This window comes from Micromonospora sp. NPDC003241, from assembly GCF_053589795.1.
Map to the genome: position 1 here is coordinate 35606 of NZ_JBSFSO010000014.1, position 21355 is coordinate 56960.

18 protein-coding genes are annotated in these 21355 nt (G+C 68.8%); 17 read left to right on the forward strand and 1 reads right to left on the reverse strand.

What is annotated here, in order from left to right; all coding sequences use genetic code 11:
* The first annotated feature begins 1 nt into the window (after position 1).
* The 3 genes from ACWDVW_RS14110 (at position 2) to ACWDVW_RS14120 (ending at position 3793) form a co-directional block, all read left to right on the forward strand.
* Positions 2–820, forward strand: a complete 819-nt coding sequence (locus ACWDVW_RS14110; protein ID WP_449948158.1) for an endonuclease/exonuclease/phosphatase family protein — start codon at positions 2–4, stop codon at positions 818–820.
* 112 nt (positions 821–932) lie between these two features.
* On the forward strand, positions 933–3065 hold the full coding sequence (locus ACWDVW_RS14115) for a B12-binding domain-containing radical SAM protein (RefSeq protein WP_449948161.1): 2133 nt from the start codon (positions 933–935) through the stop codon (positions 3063–3065).
* Positions 3066–3151: 86 nt separating this feature from the next.
* Positions 3152–3793: a hypothetical protein gene (locus ACWDVW_RS14120; protein WP_449948164.1), complete on the forward strand. Its 642-nt coding sequence runs from the start codon at positions 3152–3154 to the stop codon at positions 3791–3793.
* A 226-nt stretch (positions 3794–4019) separates the two neighbouring features.
* On the opposite strand, the gene ACWDVW_RS14125 is transcribed toward ACWDVW_RS14120, so the two are convergent.
* Entirely contained in the window at positions 4020–4655 is a 636-nt protein-coding gene (locus ACWDVW_RS14125; protein WP_449948167.1) for a 2'-5' RNA ligase family protein, read from the reverse strand.
* Between the two features lie 1687 nt (positions 4656–6342).
* Between ACWDVW_RS14125 and ACWDVW_RS14130 the strand changes: the two genes are divergently transcribed.
* From ACWDVW_RS14130 to ACWDVW_RS14195, 14 genes are all read left to right on the forward strand, one after another.
* Positions 6343–8871, forward strand: a complete 2529-nt coding sequence (locus ACWDVW_RS14130) for a nitrate- and nitrite sensing domain-containing protein (RefSeq protein WP_449948169.1) — start codon at positions 6343–6345, stop codon at positions 8869–8871.
* Positions 8871–9287, forward strand: coding sequence for a roadblock/LC7 domain-containing protein (locus ACWDVW_RS14135; protein WP_117231219.1), 417 nt, complete (start codon positions 8871–8873; stop codon positions 9285–9287). Before ACWDVW_RS14130 ends, ACWDVW_RS14135 begins: the two co-directional genes overlap by 1 nt.
* Positions 9288–9310: 23 nt before the next feature.
* Entirely contained in the window at positions 9311–9877 is a 567-nt protein-coding gene (locus tag ACWDVW_RS14140) for a GTP-binding protein (RefSeq protein ID WP_449948174.1), read from the forward strand.
* Complete coding sequence (locus ACWDVW_RS14145; protein WP_449948177.1) at positions 9874–11196, forward strand: ABC transporter substrate-binding protein; 1323 nt, start codon at positions 9874–9876, stop codon at positions 11194–11196. Before ACWDVW_RS14140 ends, ACWDVW_RS14145 begins: the two co-directional genes overlap by 4 nt.
* Before the next feature lie 11 nt (positions 11197–11207).
* Positions 11208–12023, forward strand: a complete 816-nt coding sequence (locus ACWDVW_RS14150; protein ID WP_449948180.1) for a class I SAM-dependent methyltransferase — start codon at positions 11208–11210, stop codon at positions 12021–12023.
* 31 nt (positions 12024–12054) lie between these two features.
* On the forward strand, positions 12055–12933 hold the full coding sequence (locus ACWDVW_RS14155) for a branched-chain amino acid ABC transporter permease (protein WP_449948183.1): 879 nt from the start codon (positions 12055–12057) through the stop codon (positions 12931–12933).
* Positions 12930–13922, forward strand: a complete 993-nt coding sequence (locus ACWDVW_RS14160; protein ID WP_449948186.1) for an ABC transporter permease subunit — start codon at positions 12930–12932, stop codon at positions 13920–13922. The genes ACWDVW_RS14155 and ACWDVW_RS14160 overlap by 4 nt, the downstream gene beginning before the upstream one ends.
* Entirely contained in the window at positions 13919–15421 is a 1503-nt protein-coding gene (locus tag ACWDVW_RS14165; RefSeq protein WP_449948190.1) for an ATP-binding cassette domain-containing protein, read from the forward strand. The genes ACWDVW_RS14160 and ACWDVW_RS14165 overlap by 4 nt, the downstream gene beginning before the upstream one ends.
* Positions 15422–15554: 133 nt before the next feature.
* Complete coding sequence (locus ACWDVW_RS14170) at positions 15555–15983, forward strand: hypothetical protein (RefSeq protein ID WP_449948193.1); 429 nt, start codon at positions 15555–15557, stop codon at positions 15981–15983.
* Positions 15984–16090: 107 nt separating this feature from the next.
* Positions 16091–16843, forward strand: a complete 753-nt coding sequence (locus ACWDVW_RS14175; RefSeq protein ID WP_449948195.1) for a class I SAM-dependent methyltransferase — start codon at positions 16091–16093, stop codon at positions 16841–16843.
* Positions 16844–16855: 12 nt separating this feature from the next.
* A complete protein-coding gene (locus tag ACWDVW_RS14180) occupies positions 16856–17737 on the forward strand; it encodes a hypothetical protein (RefSeq protein WP_449948197.1) in 882 nt (293 codons plus the stop codon).
* 158 nt (positions 17738–17895) lie between these two features.
* Complete coding sequence (locus ACWDVW_RS14185) at positions 17896–18540, forward strand: GNAT family N-acetyltransferase (RefSeq protein WP_449948200.1); 645 nt, start codon at positions 17896–17898, stop codon at positions 18538–18540.
* A 74-nt stretch (positions 18541–18614) separates the two neighbouring features.
* Positions 18615–18854, forward strand: coding sequence for a hypothetical protein (locus ACWDVW_RS14190; protein ID WP_449948203.1), 240 nt, complete (start codon positions 18615–18617; stop codon positions 18852–18854).
* Entirely contained in the window at positions 18851–21313 is a 2463-nt protein-coding gene (locus ACWDVW_RS14195; RefSeq protein WP_449948205.1) for a Helicase associated domain protein, read from the forward strand. Before ACWDVW_RS14190 ends, ACWDVW_RS14195 begins: the two co-directional genes overlap by 4 nt.
* The last annotated feature ends 42 nt before the right edge of the window (positions 21314–21355 follow it).

The window sequence follows — 21355 nt, forward strand, 5'->3', positions numbered from 1 at the left end:
GGTGACCTACCAACCCTCGCTGTTCACTCAGACTCGCATCCGCCCGCCGGCGCGCACCGACGTCGTCAGCCTGATCACCTGGAACGTTCAGCACGCCTCCGCTGCTCGGGCCCGCCGGCAGATCGATTGGCTCACCGCGCTGGACGATGCCGACATCGTGGTCCTCACCGAGGTACCCGCCAGTGGCGACGCGCACGCTGCCTTGCTGGCCGACCACGGCTACACCGTGCTCTGTCCCGCACCGACCGGCGACTATCGCACCCTGCTCGCCACCCGAGTCGGGACGCTGACCGCCGCCGACCACCTGTACACCGGCGCTTACCCAGGTCGACTCGTTACCGCGAGCATCGCTCTTTCCGGCCGTGTTGCCTTAGCCATAGCCGGTTTGTACGTGCCCTCCCGGGGCCCGAAAGCCCACCGCAACGTCGCCAAGCGCGCCTTCCAAACCGAGATCGCGACCCTGCTGCCACACCTTCGCAGTGCCTTCACCGGCCTGCCGGTCCTCATCGCTGGCGACCTCAACGTCCTCGAACCCGGCCACCAACCCCACCACAGCGTGTTCGGCGTCTGGGAGTACGACTTCTACCGAGCGTTCACCGACGCGGGATTCTCAGACGGCTTCCGTCACCGACACCCTGACGCCGACGAGCACTCCTGGTTCGGTCGCGCCGGTCTCGGCTACCGCTTCGACCACCTCTTCTGCACCACCCACGACCTACCGGGCCTGCTCCACTGCAATTACCTGCACGCCCCCCGCACGCAGGCCCTGTCCGACCACTCGGCCCTCGCCGCAACCCTGCGTCTACCTCTGGCCAGCTAACCGACTCGTCACCGGCCGAGACCCACGACTCACCGTCCTGGGTCAGGCACTCCACACCCATCCGCCATCACACACCGTTACCACGTCAGCACGTGGACTCTGGGAGTAGTCGATGTCTGATCCCGTGCACCAGAGGCTCCTCGACACCATCACCCACGCCACCGGACAGGACGCGAGCGCCGACGCCCGTCTACGGCACGTGTCCCTGACCGAACCGACCGCCATGACCGATGCCCTCGCCAGATGGCTACCCGGCCGCTTCACCCTCACCGGCACCTTGGATCGACGACTCCTGCTCGCCGAACACTGCGACCGTCCTGGCTGGACCGTGACCGAACTCAACGGCGAAGCCCTTGCCTCCCGCGACTGGCCCGCATGGACCCGTCACCGCATCAACGTCGAGCACCCACACCGGTGGCTGTCGACCGGCACCCTCACCGACGACGGCGCCCACCGCCTGCTACATCCGACAATCCTGCTCACTGCCCTCTACCACGCTGAGCACTTCCCGCTGCCGCGTTTCCCTCTGGCAATCTCCGACCTTGCCCGGGCCGCCCGCGCGACCCTGTCCGGCCAGGTCCGACTGATGGACATGCAGCTCGGCAACACCCTCGAAGACCTGACTGCCGCCATCGAGACCCGGCAACCGGACATCGTCGGTATCTCCGCCACCTTCGGCCAGCACGACCTGATGATCCGCCTCCTCGACCACCTATACAGTCGACAGCGCCCACCGCTGGTCCTGGCTGGCGGAAGTCTCACCGCCCGCAACGAGCGCGTGCTGCTTCAGCAATACCCACACCTACTGATCGCCCGTGGTGCCGGCGAACCCACCATCGCCGACATCATCAGCCACGTCCACGGTGACCTTCCACTCCACGCGGTTCGCGGTTTGGGCTATGCCGGCGCTGCCACGCCCGGACGCCTGACGATCGGCAGAACGATCAGGCACACCGCTACGGTGGCCAACCGTTCACAGGAGGACTTTCTTCCCGAGCTGGACCTGCTCGGCTCCACCTTTGAGCATAGAGGTGTCGCCCAGCTCGAAACCTCCCGTGGCTGCACCAACACATGCAGCTTCTGCCCCCGCTCCCATAAAGGACGGTGGGCTGGTGGCCCACCACAGAAGCTGCCCTGGATCTTGCGTGAGATCCGTACCGTGTTCGACCGCCACCCCGACATCTCCCGCACCCTCTACCTCGTCGACGAGGAAATCATCGGGGGCGATGCGGACGCGGTGCCGCGTGTACTCAGCCTGGCCGCCACCCTGCACCAGAGCGGCTTCCGGTGGGAATCCTCATGTCGCATCGACCAAGTCGTGGACCTGGACCGGGACCGCGCCTGGCACATCGAACGAGCCACAATGTGGCGACACCTGTTGGCGCTCGGGCTACGCCGAATGCTGTTCGGCGTCGAGTCGGGCGTCACCTCCATCCTGCAACGGTTCAACAAGGAGACCACCGCCGAGCAGAACGTGCTGGCCGTCAGAACGCTGTCCGCACTGGGCGTGCCGACCCGGTTTACCTACATCACCTTCGACCAGATGATGAGCCTTGACGAACTCAAGGCGACCCACGACTTCCAGGCACGCACAGACTTGCTGCTGAAGCCCTTACCGCAACTCGCCGTCGAAGAGATCGTTGATGGTGTGCGAGACCAGGACTTCGTCGCCACACACAGCCAAGGTCGCCCCTTCTACACCGCAATCTCCTACATGCTCGTCGGCATGGAGTGCCTCATCGGCGCTGCCTACACCAGACGCGCCCACGCCGCCGGGCTCACTGGCGCCCCCGACCCCACCATGGGCCGCGTCGAAGCCCACTACGCCGACTGGCGCATCGGCCGCGCTGCCTATCACGCCCAGCTATGGATCGACCGAAACTTCGCCCTCGACTACACCTGCAAGTCCCTGGAGAAGATCCTCGACGGCCCCCCGCAGCAGGCCATCCGTACCGCACGCGCCACGATCAAAGACCATGCCTTCAACGTCCTTGCTCGATCCCTCGACCTCATTGCCACCCGATCGCCGGCACCGCCCGAGCCCGCCCATCTCGACACTGCCCTGCGCGTCGCGATGGATGGAGAACTCCTTGACCTTGCCGACCACATGGCTGCTACCGTCGCCCGCGTGCTGCCGGCCCTGCCTGCCGACGCCGCTGACCTCCTGAGCCGCGAGTTTGGCCGCTGGCAGCGACGTTACGGCGACTGGCAATTGATCAACGCCAGCGATCCCTGCGGCACCTGACCCAGCCCTTCCACGCCACGCGCCTGGTCACTGACACAACGTCACAAATGCCCGTCAACCGTCAGAACATGGAATACCGTATGGCAATGTCAGACGCACCGCACTCCCTCTGGTCAACCACATCCGACGCTGCGCTGGACCTCGACGCCGTCGTCGCCGCAGGCTGGGCCGATCCCAGCACCTTTCCCCCGGCAGAATTCGCTCGGGCCGAAGCTTTCTGGCAGCAGCGCCGCGTTCACGACCCGGCGCTGCTGGCAACCCGCAGCAAGGCCGCCGACCTGGTCCAATCGTGGACCGGCCGCACCCCGCGCGATGTCGGCAGCTTCGGCAATCAGCTCAATCTGGACAACTCCGACCTCGACCTGGGCATCGGCTACCCAGTGACAGAACGACACTCGTTGCACGAGGCCCTCAACGGCCACGCCGCCTTTAAAGGCGAGCGATACACGAGCTTCAAAACCACCCGTCTGGTTTATAGTTTCACTCTTGACGGGATTGAGATCGACCTTTCTGCTCTCACTGAGCACGATTTCGAGATTGCCTGCCGCATGCTCGACGAAATCGACACCAGTATGAGCCGTGAAGAACGTATCGCTCACACATGGATCAAGCACCTGCTGTGGAGCGCCGGCCGCCTCGACGACTACGCATCGTGGAAACTCGTCACCTACGCCCGCTACTGCCCCGAATTCAACTGGGTGCCGATTCCGCAGTCGACGTCGTCGTGATGCCTCAACCGCGACGGATGTGAGGCGTAGACTGTCGGATTCGGGGGGTGTAGGCGTGGTGTTCCATGCTCAAGTGACAAGTCCGTGGGTGCTGTCGGTGGGGCGTCCCAGTTCAGTCGTTCAATACAGGGGTACTGGGTTTAGTCGCCGTCGTGATGAGGCTTTCGCCATGTCGCGGTGCATGCTTCGCTTATGACGAAATCCCGTTGTCGTTTGATCCGGTTGGCTACCCGGATCCGAGCTCAACGGCAGCATAATCATCCCACTCGTACATTCGGTTATCACGATGAAGAACGATCAGCTGACACCCGCGTACATGAGCTATAACCGGATCTGCGGAGACCTGCTGGATGGCCGCTGCCAGCGGTTCCCCGGATGCCTCGCTATTTGTGTAAGCTAGGCTCATATGGGGATTGAAGGGGCCTTCGGCTTCTGGAACCCGTTCGCTTCCCCATACATCGGCTATAGCGCGTCGAATGGCAGATCGAAGCTGGCGGACGGGATTGGCGGGCTCGATGGCGATCTGGATTGACTCCGGATCGACATTCGGTGCACCGAGGCTGAGATCGAATGGCTCCAGCACCTTGCACCGTGCCTGTGTCGCCTCGATGATGCGCTTGACGTCGGCTTCGTCGACCTCATCGACGAAGCCGACGCCTTGCATGGTCAAGTGAAGCCATTGTGGGGGGATGGGATCGAGGCACGGGATCGTGTCGAGCGCAGTACGGTAAGTGTCGGCCAGTTTTGCGACCTGTGGCTGGTGAGCGAAAGTGATGTGCCAGGTGTAGAAGCGCCTTCCGACGGACCATCCCGGGCGCCAGTACCAGTGGTCGCGGACTCGATCAGCATGGACGCTGCTCATGTGTGACTCCTCCTGCCGCGCTAGGGACCTCGGTGCTCGGTGCGATGGGAGCGGGGTGCCCTTCGCAGTAGGTCTCTATCGCAGAGGATAGTGCCGGCGTGGAGCGCTGCGCGCGCAGGCTTGGCAGGGTAGTGATTGTCCTGTCTAGTTGCGCTAGGCGATGGGCGACAGTAGCCAGCCTCCTCTCTGCTGGTGCTGCCAGGACAGGGCCGAGTACGTGGGCGGCTAGTTCAACATCACCCATCGTGGCGTAGCCACGGGCCGCGGTGATCCGTAGCTGGGCGAGAGTGCCTTGCGCCGCATGGGCGCCGTCGGTGCCGTCGAGTAGAGCCATAGCCGTACGGGCTGCATGCTCTGGCTGGCCGCTCCTCGCTAACACCGAGGTCACGTAGTTGATACGTCGAGTCTGGTTGCAGGAGAGCAGGCCGGAGACTTCGTCGGCAGAAACTGCCCCTGTGGAGCAGGGGATGGCGGTGATGAGTTGCCGTGCTCGTGCCGCAGAACCGCCCTCCGCGAGAGCATCTGCCTCTTGGCAAGCCAGCATCGTGTGGACGGAACCGATCGCAGGGTATAAACGTCCGCGGGCGGCAAGGTCGGCGGATTGAGCGAATTCTCCGGCCCACATCGCAGTCTTGCTCATGCTGGATAATACCCAGGCTTTCAGGGTCGGATCGGCGGCTAAGTCCGCGCACAACCAGGCTGTCCAGTTGTATTGTCGAGCAGCGTTCAGATGGTCACAATCTCCTGCCATCCAGCCGACCATGGCGTGGAGGTATCCAGCGGCGAGGTGGAAATCTCTACTTCTAGCGCCGTCACAGAATTGGGCGCGTCGCATTACACTCTCGGCCAAGTGCACAGCCTTCCGAAAGACTGTGCTTGGTGGGGCATGAAGGTACTCCTGCGAGACGGATTTCACGAGACGAAAGACCTGACCGATGTCTAGCTCCTCGAGCTGCTCATTCCCGTGCTCGCGATCAAGCCAAGGGCCGTCAGATTCTTCTGCCGAGCGTGGAACCTGATGGTCAGAACCTCGACGGGATGTCAGCGTGGCGAGAGTTGCCAAGAATCTTTGTCGGGTATGCGCTGCGGCGCCGCTGAGATCACGGTCAAGGATTTCTTGCGTCTCGTGGCGCAACCGGATATCGCTGCCCCGCTTCTCCCAGTTCCCTATTGAGGCGGCAGAGATCCCCAAGTGAGTGGCAAATGCTCGGATACTCATCCTGCGAGCTAGTCGAAGTGCCCGCGCCTCTTGGCCGGTCCATCGCACAACCATCGTCATGAGGCTGCCTCCCAAAGTCGGTTGGCCAGGTGTCGCTGGATCTTAACGTGCCGCGAGGGTTGCTGGTACAAGACTGGTACAAGACCTGTGCATCCCCCTGTTCCCGCCATGAATGTCCGGTGGGCAAGATCTTAATGAATGGCAGGGAGAGCTGGAAGTAGGCAACCGAAATGTTGTTGAGCTGGACGTGTCGGAGTAGACGGAACGCCTGCTTGGGACCTGCCACCGCAGTTTTGATCAACGGTGGCAAGCGGTTGGTTGACCCAGATGGTCGCCCATCCGGGTCCCGATGATGGTCTGGGTGGCCGCGGCCACCATCGCCACTGCATCGCGCCTAGCCGCTAGACCAGTTCAGCGAATCGTTGCCGGCGAGTCAGATTGATAACCACTAGCAGAGCCAGAGGCAGTGTGTTGGGTTCGGAGTGCGCAACGAGGCGGGGTGCCCATCCAAGGCTGCGCCGGTTGGCGGATATGCCGGTGCGGCTGAAGGCGGCGCTGATTGTGGTGCCGACTGCGTTGGCTGCGGTGGTCTCGACTGGTTTTGGCCTCTGGTCCTCGGCCGCTGAGGCCAGTGCGGCACAGAGCGCGGGGGAGTTGTTCGGTGCTAGTGCGGCTGCTGCGGAGGTGACGCAGCGGTTGCAAGCTGAGCGAATCGCCGCGCTGGGTCTGCTTCTTCCGGGCTCGAAGGTGACCCCCGCAGATTTTGAGCGGGCGGTGCAGGACACGGGAGACGCGGTGTCACGGTTCCGTGAGCGGCGTGGCGGGCTGGAGTCTCTTCCGACGAGCGTGCGGGCGGCGCTGGGGCGGGTGGACAGCGGTCTGTCGGACGTCAGTGCGCAGCGGCAGCGCGTTCGTGGTGACGGGGCGGTGTCCTTGTCAGCGGTGGCGTTCGCTTATCGGGGTGTGGTGGCTGATCTGGATGATCTGCTTCTTGCGGTGGCGCAGAGTGGTGTTGCGCCGGAGTTGGCGGATGAGATGCGGGCGTCGGCGGCGTTGTCGCGGGCTCGTGAGTCGGTGGGTCAGCAGCAGGTGGCGGTGTTGCAGGCGGTGGCGGCGCGGCGGCTGACGCCGGCGTTGCATGCCGAGATTGTGGCTGCGCGGTCTGCGCAGGATGAGGCGTTACGCGAGTTCGATGGCCTGGCGCGGCCGTCGTGGCGGGCGCGGTTGGGCCGCACGTTGACCGGTGAGGACGTGTTGGCGGCGGTGCGGCTGGACGGGGTGGTGTCCGGCACTGGGGTGTATGAGCCGGTGCGGTTGCCGGGTGGTGCGCAGCAGTGGGCTCGGGTGATGACCAGCCGGGCCGATCTGCTGGCGCAGGTGCAGAGGTCTGTTGATGCCGATATCTCGGCTGCTGCTCGTGGCCTGTGGTTGGCGCAGGTGCGGTCGGCGGTGGTCCAGGCCGTGGTGTTGGTGGTGATGGTGCTGGTTGCCGTGGTGACGGCGGTGCGGGTGGCGCGGTCGTTGGTCGCGCAGTTGTCGTCGTTGGAGCAGGGGGCGCGGCGGGTGACGGAGGTGGAGTTGCCCGCGTTGGTGCAGCGGTTGCGGGCGACGTCGGATCCGGCGGTGGCGCGGCAGGTGGCTGAGGGCGCTGGTGGGGTGGCGGTGCCGGTCGTCGGCCGTGACGAGGTGGGTCAGGTCGCGGGGGCGTTCAACCAGGTGTTGAAGGCCGCGGTGGATGCGGTGGCAGGTCAGGCGCGGAGTCGTGCCGTGGTCAGCGCGATGATCACGTCGGTGGGGCGGCGGGTGCAGACGTTGACCGATCAACTGTTGGGCAGCATCGATCTGCTGGAGCGTGACGAGGAGGACCCGGATCGGTTGGCGCGGGTGTTCACCGCGGATCAGCAGGCGACCCGGTTGCGCAGGTATGGGGGGAACCTGCTGATCGTGGCCGGTGGGGGTCCTGGGCAGTCGCAGCGGGAGCCGGTGGTGCTGGCTGATCTGGTCAACGCGGCGTTGTCGGAGACCGAGGGGTTCGCCCGGATCAGGGTGGGGCGGCTGGTCGAGGTGGAGATCGACGCTCGTGCGGTGGATGCGGTCAAGTCGATCCTGGCGGAGTTGTTGGACAACGCGACCCGGTTCTCCGCCGGTGACGTGCAGGTGTTCGGGGTGTGGGCCGGACACGATGTGCAGATCCTCGTCGTCGATACCGGCCTGGGTTTGCTGCCGGAGCAGTTCGCGCGCGCCAACACGTTGTTGGCGAGTCCGGAGGTGGAGGTCGCGGTCACCGACCAGATGGGGTTGGTGGTGGTCTCCCGCCTGGCGCGCGAGTTTGGGGTGCGGGCACGGCTGAACGCGACCCGACCCACTGGTGTAACCGCTGAGGTCGTGGTGCCGGCGGAGTATGTGACGCGGGTGCGGGTGCGGGAGATCGTGGTGCCGGGCCAGGCGGCTCCCCGTCCGGCCGGACCTGATCCGGTATCGGCGTCGCCGGCTGTCTCGTCGATGCCTCGGACCGGCACCGGTTGGGCGGGCCCGAGCGCACCGGCGCCGGGGGTGCCGCCGCGGGCGCGGCCGGTGCCGTCCGACGTGACGATGGAACTGCCGGCGGTGCCTCGTCAGCGCGGGCCCCTGCCGCTGCCGCCAGGGGCGGTGGAGCCGGGTGAGCCGCCGATGTTCCGGCATCTCTCGGCTCAGTCGCCGTGGCTGTGGCCGGTTCGCGGCGATGGCCCTGGTGACGGCGGGTTCCACACCGGTGCGGACGCGGGGTGGCAGGCGGCGGCGTCGGCCGCCGACCCGTCCACGGATGGGCGGACCGCGTCTGGTCTTCCTCGGCGACGTCCGCAGGCGCATGTGGTGCCGGGCGGGTCATCGACGCCCCGTCTGTCTGCTGGGGCTGCTCCACCGATAGATCCGGCGGCGATTCGGGCTCAGGTCGCCGGCACGATGCGCGGCCTGAAAGCCGCGTTGACTCCTCCCCTTTCGACAGGAGAACGCTGATGAGCGTCATCACCTCTACCGCGAATGCCCGCAATCCCCAGCTGTCGGTCGTGTTGGATGGCATGGCCCGGCAGATGCCCGACGTGGCGCACGTCGTGGCGGTGTCCGGTGACGGTCTGCTGCTGGCCAGCACCGCCACGTTGGACGGCGACCGGGGTGATCAGCTCGCGGCGATCGTGTCTGGTCTGGTCAGCCTGGCGCGCGGCACCGCCGACCTGTTGGAGACCGGTGGCGTGCAGTTCCAGATGCTGATGATGCACGACGGCATCTTGGTGGTGCAGCAGGTGTCGGACGGGTCATCGTTGGCGGCCCTGGCCCGTGCCGACTGCGATCCGGCCGCCGTGGCCTACGAGCTGGCGGCGTTGGCGGCGCGTATCGGTGAGGCGGTCAAGCCAGGCCCCCGCACGACCGGCTGACCGCGTGCACACCGATGTCGACCATGGAATCAGAGCCTCGCATGCTCGGCCAGCGCCCCTCGGTGGCCAAGGTGCTGGTGGCCGGAGGACCGGGGGTGGGCAAGACCTGCTTCCTACGGGCCGCCTGCCACGGCCAGGCGGTGCTGGCGGGTCGGCCCGGCAGCGTATGGGAGATCGGCTTCGCCACGCTGCCCGGCGGTATCACCGTCGCGCTGCGGACCACCCCCGACCAGCGGCGCTGGTGGTGGATGTGGAACCACCTCGCCGTCGGCGCGCGCGGGGCGGTGGTGCTGGTCGACACCAGCCGGTTGGCCATGTCGTACCCGGTCCTGGACTACCTCGACGCGTGTCGGCTGCCGTACCTGGTGGCGATCAACCGGCCGCTCGGCGGTGCCCGTAACCGCCACGAGATCCGCGACGCCCTGCGGGTCACCGCGCAGGTCCCGGTGCTGACCTGCGACGCCACAGAACCCGAATCCGTGCTGGCCGTGCTGCGTCACCTCGTCACGCCCGAGCCCACCGACCACCCGCCGCACCACCGACCTCTCTCCCTTCCCGGTCACCGTTCGAAAGGACCCCTCATCCCGTGATTCCTCCACTACCCGCCCGCCGGCCCCGATGGCGGCTGACCATCGCCGCTGCTGTGGCCGTCGTGCTGCTCGCCGTCTCCGGATGCTCCGGGTCCAGCCTCGGCGACCCGGACAGCGGCGGCGACGAGATCCGCATCGGTCTGATCGTGCCGAAGTCCGGCCCCTACAAGGCCATCGGCGACGACCAGGCCGCCGGCTGGCGCCTGGCCCTGGACAAGCTCGGCGGCCGGCTCGGGGGCCGTCCCGTGAAGGTGATCGAGGCCGACGAGGGCGACGGCAAGGCCACCGCCCTGGCCTCGGCGCGCAAGCTGATCGAGCAGGACAAGGTCCTCGCCCTGGTCGGCGGAGCGACCGCCGACACGGTCCAGACCCTCTACCCACTGCTCAACGAGACCAAGGTGCCGCTGATCGGTATCGGCGGCCGGCCCTCCACCGTCGACGACCCCACCTACCTGTGGTCGACGTCGTGGCTGAGTCAGGAGACCGGCGCGTCGATCGCCCACTACCTGCACGAGAAGGTGCGCGACGGTCGGGTGTGGGTGATCGGCCCGGACTACATCGGCGGCCACGACCAGATCAACGGGTTCGTCGACGCGTTCCGCACCGCCGGCGGCCAGCTCGCCAACCCCGGCGGGAAACCGACCTGGACGCCGTGGGCACCGGCCCCGACCACCGAGTTCTCCCCGTACCTCACGCAGATCAAGGGTTCCAGCGCGGCGGCGGTGTACACCTTCTACGCCGGTGCCAGCGCGGTCGAGTTCGTCAAGCAGTACCGCCAGTACGGCGTCACCATCCCGCTGTACGCCTCCGGGTTCCTCACCGAGGGCGCCCCACTGGCGGCCTTGGGGGAGCAGGCCAAGGGCATCTACACCGCCCTGAACTACTCCACCACCCTCGACAACGCGGCCAACCGGGACTTCGTACGCCGCTACACGGCGGCCAACGACGGGAAGCTACCGAACATCTACCACGTGTGCGCCTGGGACGCCGCGCTCGTACTGGACAAGGCCATCGCCGAAGCGATCACCCAACCCGACGCCGCACCCGCGGCCACGACGCCGGCTGCCGTGGGCAACCCGCAGGTGAACAGCACGGCACCGTCACCAGATGCCCCGAGCGGTGTCGCGGGTGAACTGACGTCGCAGTCGTTGACGGCGGCCCTGCCGCGGGTCGGGTCGATCGACTCACCCCGGGGCGCCTGGCAGTTCGGGCCGACGAACCACACCCCCGTGCAGGCGTACTACCTGCGCGAGGTCGCCCAGGACGGGCAGGTGTGGGTCAACCGCACCGTGCAGACCCTGACCACCCTCGGCTCCTGAGGAGATCCATCATGACCACGACCACCGCCGACGGGCAGACCGCCGGGTACATGTTCGACAACGCCACCGACGAGGCCGCCCACCAGTTGCGTCATCTGGGTGAGGTCCTCGACCCGGGCACCCGCCGGACCCTGTTCGAGCTGGGCATCGGACCGGGCTGGAAGGTCACCGACGTCGGGGCCGGGGCGGGCACGCTGACCGCCTGGCTGGCCGACCAGGTCGCCCCGGGTGGGCACGTGACCGCCGTGGACCTCGACCCCCGCCACATCACCGCCGGCTCGACCGTGACCGTGCGGGCCGGCGACATCCGGCAGATGAAGTTGGAGGGGGCGCAGCAGGCGATCGTGGCCCGTCTGGTGTTGATGCACCTGCCCGAACGCGACCAGGTCCTCACCCAGCTGATGGCGGCGTTGGCGCCGGGTGGGGTGTTGGTGGTGGCGGACTGGGACTGCACCTGGCGGGACATGATCCGCGCCAGCCCCAGCCCCCGCGCCACCGCCCTGATCGACCGTTTCCAGGACGCTCTGCTGGCCTTCGGTGAGTCGCGGGGTGTGGACATGGGCTGGGCGAAGCGGGCACCGGAGGCGATGCGGCGCGCCGGTCTGGTCGACCTGGACAGCCGTATCGAGTCCCGGTTGTGGCGCGGCGGCACCGGTATCTGCCTGCTGCACCGTTCCAACTCCATCCAGCGCGAGCAGGAGCTGCTGGCCGCCGGCATGACCGTCGAGGATCTGGCCGAGTTGCGGGAGGTGCTGATGGACCCGGAGCTGATGCTGTCGGGCTACCTGATGCACACCACCACCGGCCGCCGCCCCACCACCGCCTGACCGATCCCCGAGACGAAGAAGGGAGGGTGTCGTGGGCTGGGACAGGCTCGTCAATCCCTACACGATCACCGCGTTGGATGGCGTCGCGTACGGGTTGCTGCTGTTCGTCATCGCCGCCGGGCTGACGTTGATCGTCGGCGTGGCCGGGGTGTTCTCCATGGCCCACGGCACCCTCTACCTCGCCGGCGCCTACCTCGCCTGGCACCTCGCCGACGACGCCTGGACCGGCCTCGCCCTCGCCCTGGCCGTCGCCGTGGCGGTGGGCGTCCTCGGGGGAGCGGGCCTTGCCGCCGCGGTGCGCCCGCTGACCGATCGGCCCCTGGACCAGGTGCTGGCGACCCTCGGTATCGCCTACATCGCCGCCGACCAATTCAGCACCGTGTTCGGCGCCGAGCCGCGCATGGTCGACCCGCCCCGGGCGGTCGCCGGGTCGGTCAGCCTGGGCGACTACCAGTACCCGGTCTACCGGCTGGGCTTCATCGCCGTCGGCCTCGCGGTGGTGGTGGGGCTGTTCTGGCTCGTCGAGCGGTCCCGCATCGGAGCGGTCGTCCGTGCGGTGGTCGCCGACTCGGGCATGGCCGCCGCCACCGGCCTACGCACCGGCATCGTCCGGACCGGGGTGATGGTCGGTGGGGGAGTCCTCGCCGTGACCGCCGGGGTGCTCGGGGCCCCGGTCATCGGCCCGGCACCAGGGGTGGACACCACGATCCTGGTGTACTCGCTGATCGTCTGCGTCGTCGGTGGACTCGGCAGCATCCGCGGCGCGCTGCTCGCCGCACTCGGCGTCGGACAGGCCCTCACCCTCGGCGTCGCCCTCGTTCCTGGCGCTGCGGCGTTCCTGCTCGCTGCCGCCATGCTCGCCGCGCTCACCATCCGGCAGCGCACCGCACTCCCGGGACGGCTCGCATGACCAGCACCCTCACTCCCACATCCGTCCCCACGGGAACCCCGACCCGTCGCCCGGGTCGCCTGCCGTTATGGAGCCTGCCCACTGCCGGGGTGGTGGGTCTGGCGGCGGCGGTGGCGTTGCCGTGGCTGGTCAACGCCTACCTCGTCTCGCTTGCCGCCACCGCACTGGTCATGGCCGTCCTCGCGATGAGCGCCCAACTCCTGGCCGGGCTCGCCGGGCTCGCGCCGCTGGGCCAGGCCGCCTACCTGGTCGTCGGCGCCTACACCGCAGCGAGCGTCGCCACACTGACCAGCCTCGGCCCGGTCCAGGTGCTCGCGGCTGCCGCCGCCGGGGCGGTCGCGGCAGCCGTGACCGGCGTCTTGGCGGTGCGGGCACGGGGGACCACGTTCCTCATGGTCACCGTCGGTCTGGGCGAGCTCATCCATGCTGCTGCGAACCAGTGGGCGCCGGGCGGCAGCGAAGGTGTCCACGCCCCGCCCGTCGTGGCGCTGCCCGGCCTGTCGGCGATGGTGCGGCCCGGCTGGGTGTATCTCTACGTGTTGGCCTGCACCCTGCTCATCGGCGCGGCCGTCGCCGTTGTCGTCCGGACCCGCTTCGCCCTGCTGCTGCGCGGCATCGCCGCCCACGAACCCCGGGTGCAGGCAGCCGGGCAGCACACCGGTCGGCTGCTGCTCGCCGCCTACACGATCGCCGGGGGAATCGCCGGGGCGGCCGGAGCACTGGCCATCGCGGTCACCCGGTACGTCTCGCCCGCCGACGCGGCAATGGGCGTCTCCGCCCTCGCCCTCGCTGCCGCGCTCATCGGATCCGGCAGCATGACCGGCGCCTGTGCCGCAGCGATCCTCCTCGTGGCCGCCCGGGACTGGGTCGGCGGCCTGCTCGGCGGCCACGGACCCACCCTGCTCGGCCTGGCTTTCCTCCTGCTGGCCTACATGCCCCGGCACCGCCTCACCGGCCTCACCATCCGATTCCCGAGGAGGCGGCCATGACCAGCGCGCTCCTCCGCCTGGAGACCGTCAGCCGCTCCTACGGCGCCCGACGGGCCGTCGACGACGTCAGCGTCGACCTGCGGCCCGGGGCCCGGCATGCGGTCATCGGCCCCAACGGTGCCGGCAAGTCCACGCTGCTGCACCTCATCGCCGGCACCCTGCGCCCCACCTCCGGCCGCATCCACTACGCCGGACACGACATCGGACGCTGGCCGGCGTACCGCCGGGCCCGGGCCGGGATCGCCCGCACCTGGCAACACCCGGCACTGGCCCGCCCGCTCACCGCCCTACAGAACGTGCTGCTCGCGGTTCCCGGCCAGCGCCTGGCCGGCCTACGCACCGATTCGCGCGCAATGGCCGCCGCACACGAGGCGCTGGCCCAGGTCGGCCTCACCGCGCACGCCGACCGGCCCGCCGGCCAGCTCGCCTACGGCGACCAACGCCGCCTGGAGATCGCCGTCGCGCTCGCCGCCCGACCCCGCCTGCTCCTGCTCGACGAACCGTCCGCCGGCCTCTCCACGAGCGAGATCACCGACCTCACCGCACTGATCCGTGCCCTGCCGGCTGACATCACGGTGCTGCTGGTCGACCACAACCTCGACTTCGTCGCCGCCACCTGCGACACCATCACCGTCCTGCACCACGGCCAGCACATCACCACCGGCACCCCCGCAGCGATCCGCGAACACCCCGACGTACGCCGTGCCTACCTCGGCACCGACGCCCCCACCAGCCCCACCTCCGCCATGGATGCCGCCGTGACGGGGACGCCGGTCCTGCGCGTACGCAACCTGAGCGCCGGCTACACCGGCGCGCCGGTGCTCACCGACATCACCCTCGACGTGCCGGCCGGGCGGGTGACCGCGGTCGTCGGCCGCAACGGCGCCGGCAAAACCACCCTGATCAACACCATCGCCGGCATGCACCCCGCCGGGCCGGGCACCGACATCGTCCTGCACGGGCAGGACCTGGCCGGGTGCGACACCCGCCGTCGCGCCCGCGCCGGCCTCGGCATGGTCCCTCAAGGCCGCCGTCTGTTCGCCGGACTTACCGTCGATGAGCACCTCGCGCTGCCTCGACCGCAGCCCACCCGCACCAGGGCCGTTGACGCCCGGCAGGTACTCGACCTGTTCCCCGCCCTGGCCGAGCGACGCCATCACCGGCCCCACCAGCTCTCCGGCGGCGAGCAGCAGATGCTCGCCCTGGCCCGCGCGCTACTCGCGGCCCCCGACGTGCTGCTGCTCGACGAGCCGTCCGAGGGACTTGCCCCCGCCGTGGTCGGGCAGCTCGCCGCGATCATCACCGGCCTCGCCTACGAGGGCACCGCCGTTCTGCTCGCCGAGCAGAACCTCGCCCTGGCCTGCCAGGTCGCGCATGACATCGCCGTCCTGGACCGTGCTCGCGTCGTCCGCCACGTCGTCACGGCCGACATCCGCGAGTACCCCACCGACCTACACGACCTGCTCACCGTCCCGACCACCACACCGACGCAGTCATGACCGGGACCCGCGATCATCACCGGCTCGGCGAGGTCACCCCCGTGCCTCGCCACCGTCCGCCCGGCGCGACGGCCCGGCCGCGCCCGGTGGACACCACCGCCCGCACCGCACACCGCGCTGCGGGTGGCGGCGGGTGGTTGGCGACGCTGACCCGAACACCGTCGCCAACCACCCCACCCACCACCGACCTCGGGCCGGTGACGCCGTGACCGACGACGACACCAGCCTGTGGCTACTCACCGACCTGGCCCGCTGCACCACCTGCTGGCAGCGTCTCCAGCCCCACACCTGCGCACGCCGACGCTTCTACGTCTGCTTCTGCTTCACCCTCTACGACGCGCAGCACCTGGAGGCCCTTGTCGTGGGGCACGCCGCCGCGTACGACCGTCGCACCGCCACCGAACGGCCCTTCATCACCTACCACCGGTGGCACCAGTCGACTCGGGCGGACCTGCGTCAGCACCTGCTCCGCATGGTCGACCACGCCCTCGTCCACACACCTCACCGCGTGGAGCTGCGCTGGCGGCCCCCGGTACCCGCCGCTGCGGTCTACCAGCCATGACCGGGAGAACCACCGTCACCGCCACGCCGCAGCGGCAAACCGCCGCCCCGCTACGACCAATGTCCGCACCTGATGCCGCCGGCATCACCCATCACAGGAGGAACGCCATGACAACCACGCTGCCGACCCATTCCAGCCCGCCGCAACAACTGCTCAACCCCTGCATCGACACGGTCCTGGACCGCCTCGACATCAAAACCAACCAACGGGTGCTGGAGATCGGCGCCGGTGCCGGCGAGATCACCGCCCGCCTCGCCGAACTCGTCGGCCGCTACGGATCCGTCACCGCCGTCGACGCCGACACCAGCCGCCTCACCGGCACCCCCGTCATCGACGTCCAGCGACGCGACCCGAACCGGGACCTCCTGCCCGGCCAGGCCGCCAGGTACGACCACATCGTCGCCCGCTGGCCCCACGGCACCCTGCACGACCCCGCAGACGTCATCGAGCAGATGATCGTCCGCCTATGTCCCGGCGGGTGGCTCGTCCTCGCCGACATCACCCCCACCCCGCCCCGGATCCACCGGGCCCCCGACGACGAGGCCGGCACCCTGATCCACACCGTGATGCAGCAGGTCCACCACGCCCTCACCGGCCCGCACGGTGCGACCTGGACCGCCGACCCTGGCGCTCTGCTCATGAGCCACGGCCTGGCGGAGCACTGCATCCACATCGGCACCGAAACCTGGACCGGCGCCGGCCCCGGATGCCGACTGCACGCCGACATCGTCACCCACCTGCGCCCCCACCTGGACATCACGGACGCGGACGCGGACCGATTCGCCCGCCTCATGACCGACCCCCGCGTACTACTGGGCCGCTACGAATCCCGGGTCATCCACGCCCGCGAGCGCACCTGAGGCACGACCACCATGACCCACCTGATCCTCCCGGCCCGCCGCCTGCTCACCGCGCTACTCGGCGGCAGCCTCGTCCTGCTCACCGCATGCCAGAACAACGGCACCGCACCCGTAGGACCGGACACCACCCCGCCGCCGTCACCGCAGCCGGCCACCTTCCCACCCACGGCCGCCACCACCGCCGGTCTGACCGCGCAGCAACGCCTGGAGCTGCTCGCCACCACCATCGGCGCGACACCCGACGACACCACCGCCGGACTGCCCTACACCTACCTGCACCTCCAAACCTGGGCCCGCGCGACGAACAGAATCGTCCGCAGCGACGTCCGACGGTGGCGGCACGCGGACGGATCCGGCCGTGAGGTCATCCGTCGGGCGCCGGCCCTGGCGGGTGTGGAGCACCGACCCCGACCCGGTGAGCGGGCCCTGTTCGATCACGCCGCCCCGACCACGCGCCGCCACCGGGCGGGAGATCTGCACCCGTACCTCTCTGAGCCGGTCCCGGCCGACTCAGCACGGTTGGCCAGGCTGTTGGTGCCAGCCGAGCTCGTCGGCGAGCCCGCCTATCCGAGACTGCTCGCTGGCGGTGTCATCGGCCTGGCCACCAGCCAACACCTCGACCGCTCCCAGCGGGCCACGGCACTGCGTGTGCTCGCACGGATTCCCGGCATCACCTACGGCGGCCCGACAACCGACCTCGCCGGGCGCGCCGGTCTGGCGTTCCGTGTCACCGCCGAGGGGTCTACCACGGTGCTGGTCATCGACCCGAGTACGGGGGAGTTGCTCGCCGCGCACGAGCGCGTCAGCGGCATCCGGCCGGGCCTGTTCTCGCAGGTGCTCATCCTGATGCGAGGCCACAGCACCGACACCGTCACACCACCCGCCGTCAGGTGAGAGGTGAAGACGTGGCCAGCCGCCGAACCTGGACCCGAGCAGCAGGCGACGGCTGGTCTCCCGGCCGGCGGCAGCGGACCGCCCCCGTTGCGCTGCCGCCGGCCACCCACACCAGCACGCCGTCTCCCGGCGGACCGACGACAGCGAAGGAGAACGAGGTGGGGTACCGGATCAGGGCCGCCAGATGGACCGAAAGGGCTGAAGCCGCCGAGGTGATCGCCGAGGCGTTGCATCCCAGCCCGCTCGCCGTGTGGCTGGTGCCCGACGATGCGCAACGGGCCGGTGTCCTGGCCGCCGTCGCCGCGATTTGGGTAGAGCACGCCATGTTCTACGGCGAGGTCCATCTCGTCGACGACTTCAGCGCCGCGAGCGTCTGCTTACGCCGGTACGGTCCGCTGCCGCCTCCGGCCGACTACACCGTGCGTCTCGCCGAGGCCGCCGGCCCGCCCGTCGACCGCTTCGTGGCGGTGCATGATCTGCTCGCTGCCGCTCAACCCGACGAGGCCCACCACCACCTCGCCTACCTCGCCGTCCGTCCACCGTTTCAAGGCACCGGGCGGGGCCAGGCTCTGCTGGCGGCCATGCACCACCGTATCGATCACGTCACCATGCCCTGCTGGACCGTGACGCTCGCGGCCGGGCAGCGCCTGTTCGCTCGCAACGGTTATGAGCCCGGCGACGCGATGACGGTCGCCGACGGCCTGCCCCTGCATCCGTTGCGCCGCCGCGCGCCTCGTGACACCACGACGCGGGCCGGTGCCACATTGACGTCGTCCACCGCGCCGTCCCGCGACGGCGTGTGACGGCCGTGAGGCTTCCGGAACCAGCGAGGTCGGAATTAGCGGCTGCCCGTGTGATCTGTGTTGCGCATCTGATGGTGGTCATCGTGTTCGTGCACACGCCGATCTCGGTGGTCATCGGCGGTGTCACCTACGTGGTGACTGCCACCGCCCTGCATGTGGTGGCACCGGATCTTCCCGCGCCGGCACGCGGCGGTGTCGTCACGGCTGCGGTGTTGATCGTCTGCGGTCTGGTGGGCTGGTACCTGCACGAGATCATGGTGATCATCGCCCGACTGGCGAGCGCGGCCCTGCGACTGACGAAGGGGCTGAGGTGACGGGCGCGCGGCTGGTCGAGCGGCTGCCAGTGCTTCGCGACTATCAGCGGGAGGCTGTCGAGGCGATCGTGCGGGGGCAGTCCGCCGGTGGTCGCGGCCAGTTCCGGGCCGCCTGCGGCACCGGAAAATCGCTGGTCGCGGTGCATACCGCTGCGCGGCTGTGCCCGGCCGGGCTGGTGGTGGTGGCGTGCCCGTCGCTGCCGCTGCTGGCGCAGACCTTGGCGGTGTGGGCCGCCGCCGGGATGGGGGCGCAGGTCCTCGCGGTGTGTAGTGATGAGACCGTCGCGGATGCTGCGGTGCGGGTGGCGGACCTTCAGTGTCCGGTCACCACCCGGCCGAGGGAGATCGCCGACTGGGTGCGGCGCACGCCGAGCACGCGCATGCGGCTGATCCTGGTCACGCATGCCTCTGCCGGTGTAGTGGGCGAAGGACTGCACAAGGCCGACGCCGTCGCCGATTTGTTGGTCATCGATGAGGCGCACCATACGGCGGGATGGCCCGGCAAGCATGTCGCGTTGGTGCACCGGGACGAGCACCTGCCGGCTACGCGGCGGCTGTATATGACCGCGACGCCCCGGGTCCTCGGTACTCGTCGTCGCGCGGGCGGCGGCGGTGAGGACGTCCTGTCGATGGACGACGCGAAGGTGTTCGGGCCGGTCCACTACAGTTACCCGTTCGCGAACGCGATCGCTGACGGCTGGCTCGACGACTACCGCATCGTCGTGGTGGGTATCGCCTCCGCGGAGGCGCTGGCGACCCTGCGGCGGCTCGATCCCCGGGCGGTCGTGCGTGCCGGCGCGGCGCCGCTGCGCACCGCGGTGGTGCAGACCGCTCTTGTCCGCGCCGCCGCCGAGTTCGGCCTTCGTCGGGTGTTGGTGTTCACCCAACGGGTGGCGCAGTCCAAAGAGTTCTCTCGTACTCTGCCGGCTGCGGTGGCCTCCCTGCCGGAACAGGATCGTCCCAAGGGCCGCCTGACGGTCGGGCATGTGGATGGCACCCAGACGCTGGCCCAGCGGGAGCTGCATCTGGCTAGCCTCGCGGACCCGCCCGCCGACGGCTGGACGGTGATCTCCAACGCCCGGTGCCTTGGGGAGGGCGTCGACGTGCCCGCCGTGGACGCCGTGGTGTTCACCGCCCCGAAGGAGTCCGAGCCCGACGTCATCCAAACCGTGGGCCGGGCATTGCGCCGTAACCGGGCCGGATCCGGTATCGCCACCGTTCTCCTGCCGGTCCTGCTGCCGGACGACCCGGACGAAGCCGCCCGCGATCTCGCCGCAGACCTGACCGGATGGACCACCCTCCTTCAGATCCTGCGCGCCCTGCGCGCACACGACAACGGGCTGGCCACTGACCTCGACACTCAACGGACCAAGATGTCGAGCGGTGTCGCCGCGGAGCTACCGCCGCGTCTGCTCGTCCGCCTGCCCGACGGCTATGCCTCCGACGACCTGCTGCGGACACTCACCGTGCGAGTTCTGGAGGAGATCACCTCGCAGTGGCTCGTCGGCTATGCCGCGCTGACGGCGTTCCACGCTGACCACGGACACATGAGGGTTCCCACCGGACACGTACGCCACGGCATACGACTGGACCGCTGGGTCGCGTGGCAGCGTGTCGAGTACCAGGCAAGCCGGCTTCCACAAGATCGGGTCCAGTACCTGAACGAGATCGGCTTCGACTTCACACCGGCGAGGCGCGCCTGGGAAAGGGGCATCGCCGCCGCGACCGCGTTCCACGCCGAACACGGTCACCTGGACGTTCCCACCGGATACGTGGTCGACGGACTCGACCTCGCCCTATGGCTACGACAACAACGCGGCTACCACCGCAAGAACACCCTGGCTCCCGACCGGGTCACCGCCCTCACCGACCTCGGGATCAACTGGACCACCAACCGCCGAACCCCTCAAGAGTGCTTCGCCGCCCTCCAGCAATTCCACGCCGCCCATGGCCATATCCAGGTGCCGTACGGCTTGATCGTCAACGGCGTCAACCTCTACGCCTGGCTCGGTAGTCGCCGCACCGACCACCGACTCGGGCGCCTCGACGCCGACACCATCCGCAGCCTGGAAGCACTCGGCATGCAATGGTCAATCCTCGACGCCACCTGGGACCGCACCCTGGCCACCGCCAAAGCCTTCTACGAGCGCGAAAGACACCTCCACCCACGCCGAGGCCACCGTGAAGGCGGCGTCGATCTATCGAGATGGATCACCCATCAGCGTCTCGCACGACGCGACGGCAAACTCTCGCAGGACAGGATCGCCGCCCTCGACGCAATCGGCATGCAATGGGAAGTCGCCAGCGGCTGGACCGGCGTACACCAGGTCACCGCGAGCCGAAACGGTCGAACCCACGGCCACAGCGACACGGCCCACCAGAGCGACCCCGCCGAACCTCACCCCGCACCGCCCCCACGGAGACAGCCGGCCCCCTCACTAGGGCCGCCCGCCGTATGAGGACGACTCCTCTCGACCGGCCACGTACCACCTCACCGCACC

Excerpts from the sequence above, each read along its gene's own strand:
- ACWDVW_RS14115 (WP_449948161.1), top strand. The coding sequence starts at position 933 with ATGTCTGATCCCGTGCACCAGAGGCTCCTCGACACCATCACCCACGCC.
- ACWDVW_RS14180 (WP_449948197.1), top strand. The coding sequence starts at position 16,856 with ATGACCCACCTGATCCTCCCGGCCCGCCGCCTGCTCACCGCGCTACTC.
- ACWDVW_RS14150 (WP_449948180.1), top strand. The coding sequence starts at position 11,208 with ATGACCACGACCACCGCCGACGGGCAGACCGCCGGGTACATGTTCGAC.
- ACWDVW_RS14135 (WP_117231219.1), top strand. The coding sequence starts at position 8,871 with ATGAGCGTCATCACCTCTACCGCGAATGCCCGCAATCCCCAGCTGTCG.
- ACWDVW_RS14160 (WP_449948186.1), top strand. The coding sequence starts at position 12,930 with ATGACCAGCACCCTCACTCCCACATCCGTCCCCACGGGAACCCCGACC.
- ACWDVW_RS14165 (WP_449948190.1), top strand. The coding sequence starts at position 13,919 with ATGACCAGCGCGCTCCTCCGCCTGGAGACCGTCAGCCGCTCCTACGGC.
- ACWDVW_RS14125 (WP_449948167.1), bottom strand. The coding sequence starts at position 4,655 with ATGAGCAGCGTCCATGCTGATCGAGTCCGCGACCACTGGTACTGGCGC.
- ACWDVW_RS14120 (WP_449948164.1), top strand. The coding sequence starts at position 3,152 with ATGTCAGACGCACCGCACTCCCTCTGGTCAACCACATCCGACGCTGCG.
- ACWDVW_RS14175 (WP_449948195.1), top strand. The coding sequence starts at position 16,091 with ATGACAACCACGCTGCCGACCCATTCCAGCCCGCCGCAACAACTGCTC.
- ACWDVW_RS14140 (WP_449948174.1), top strand. The coding sequence starts at position 9,311 with ATGGAATCAGAGCCTCGCATGCTCGGCCAGCGCCCCTCGGTGGCCAAG.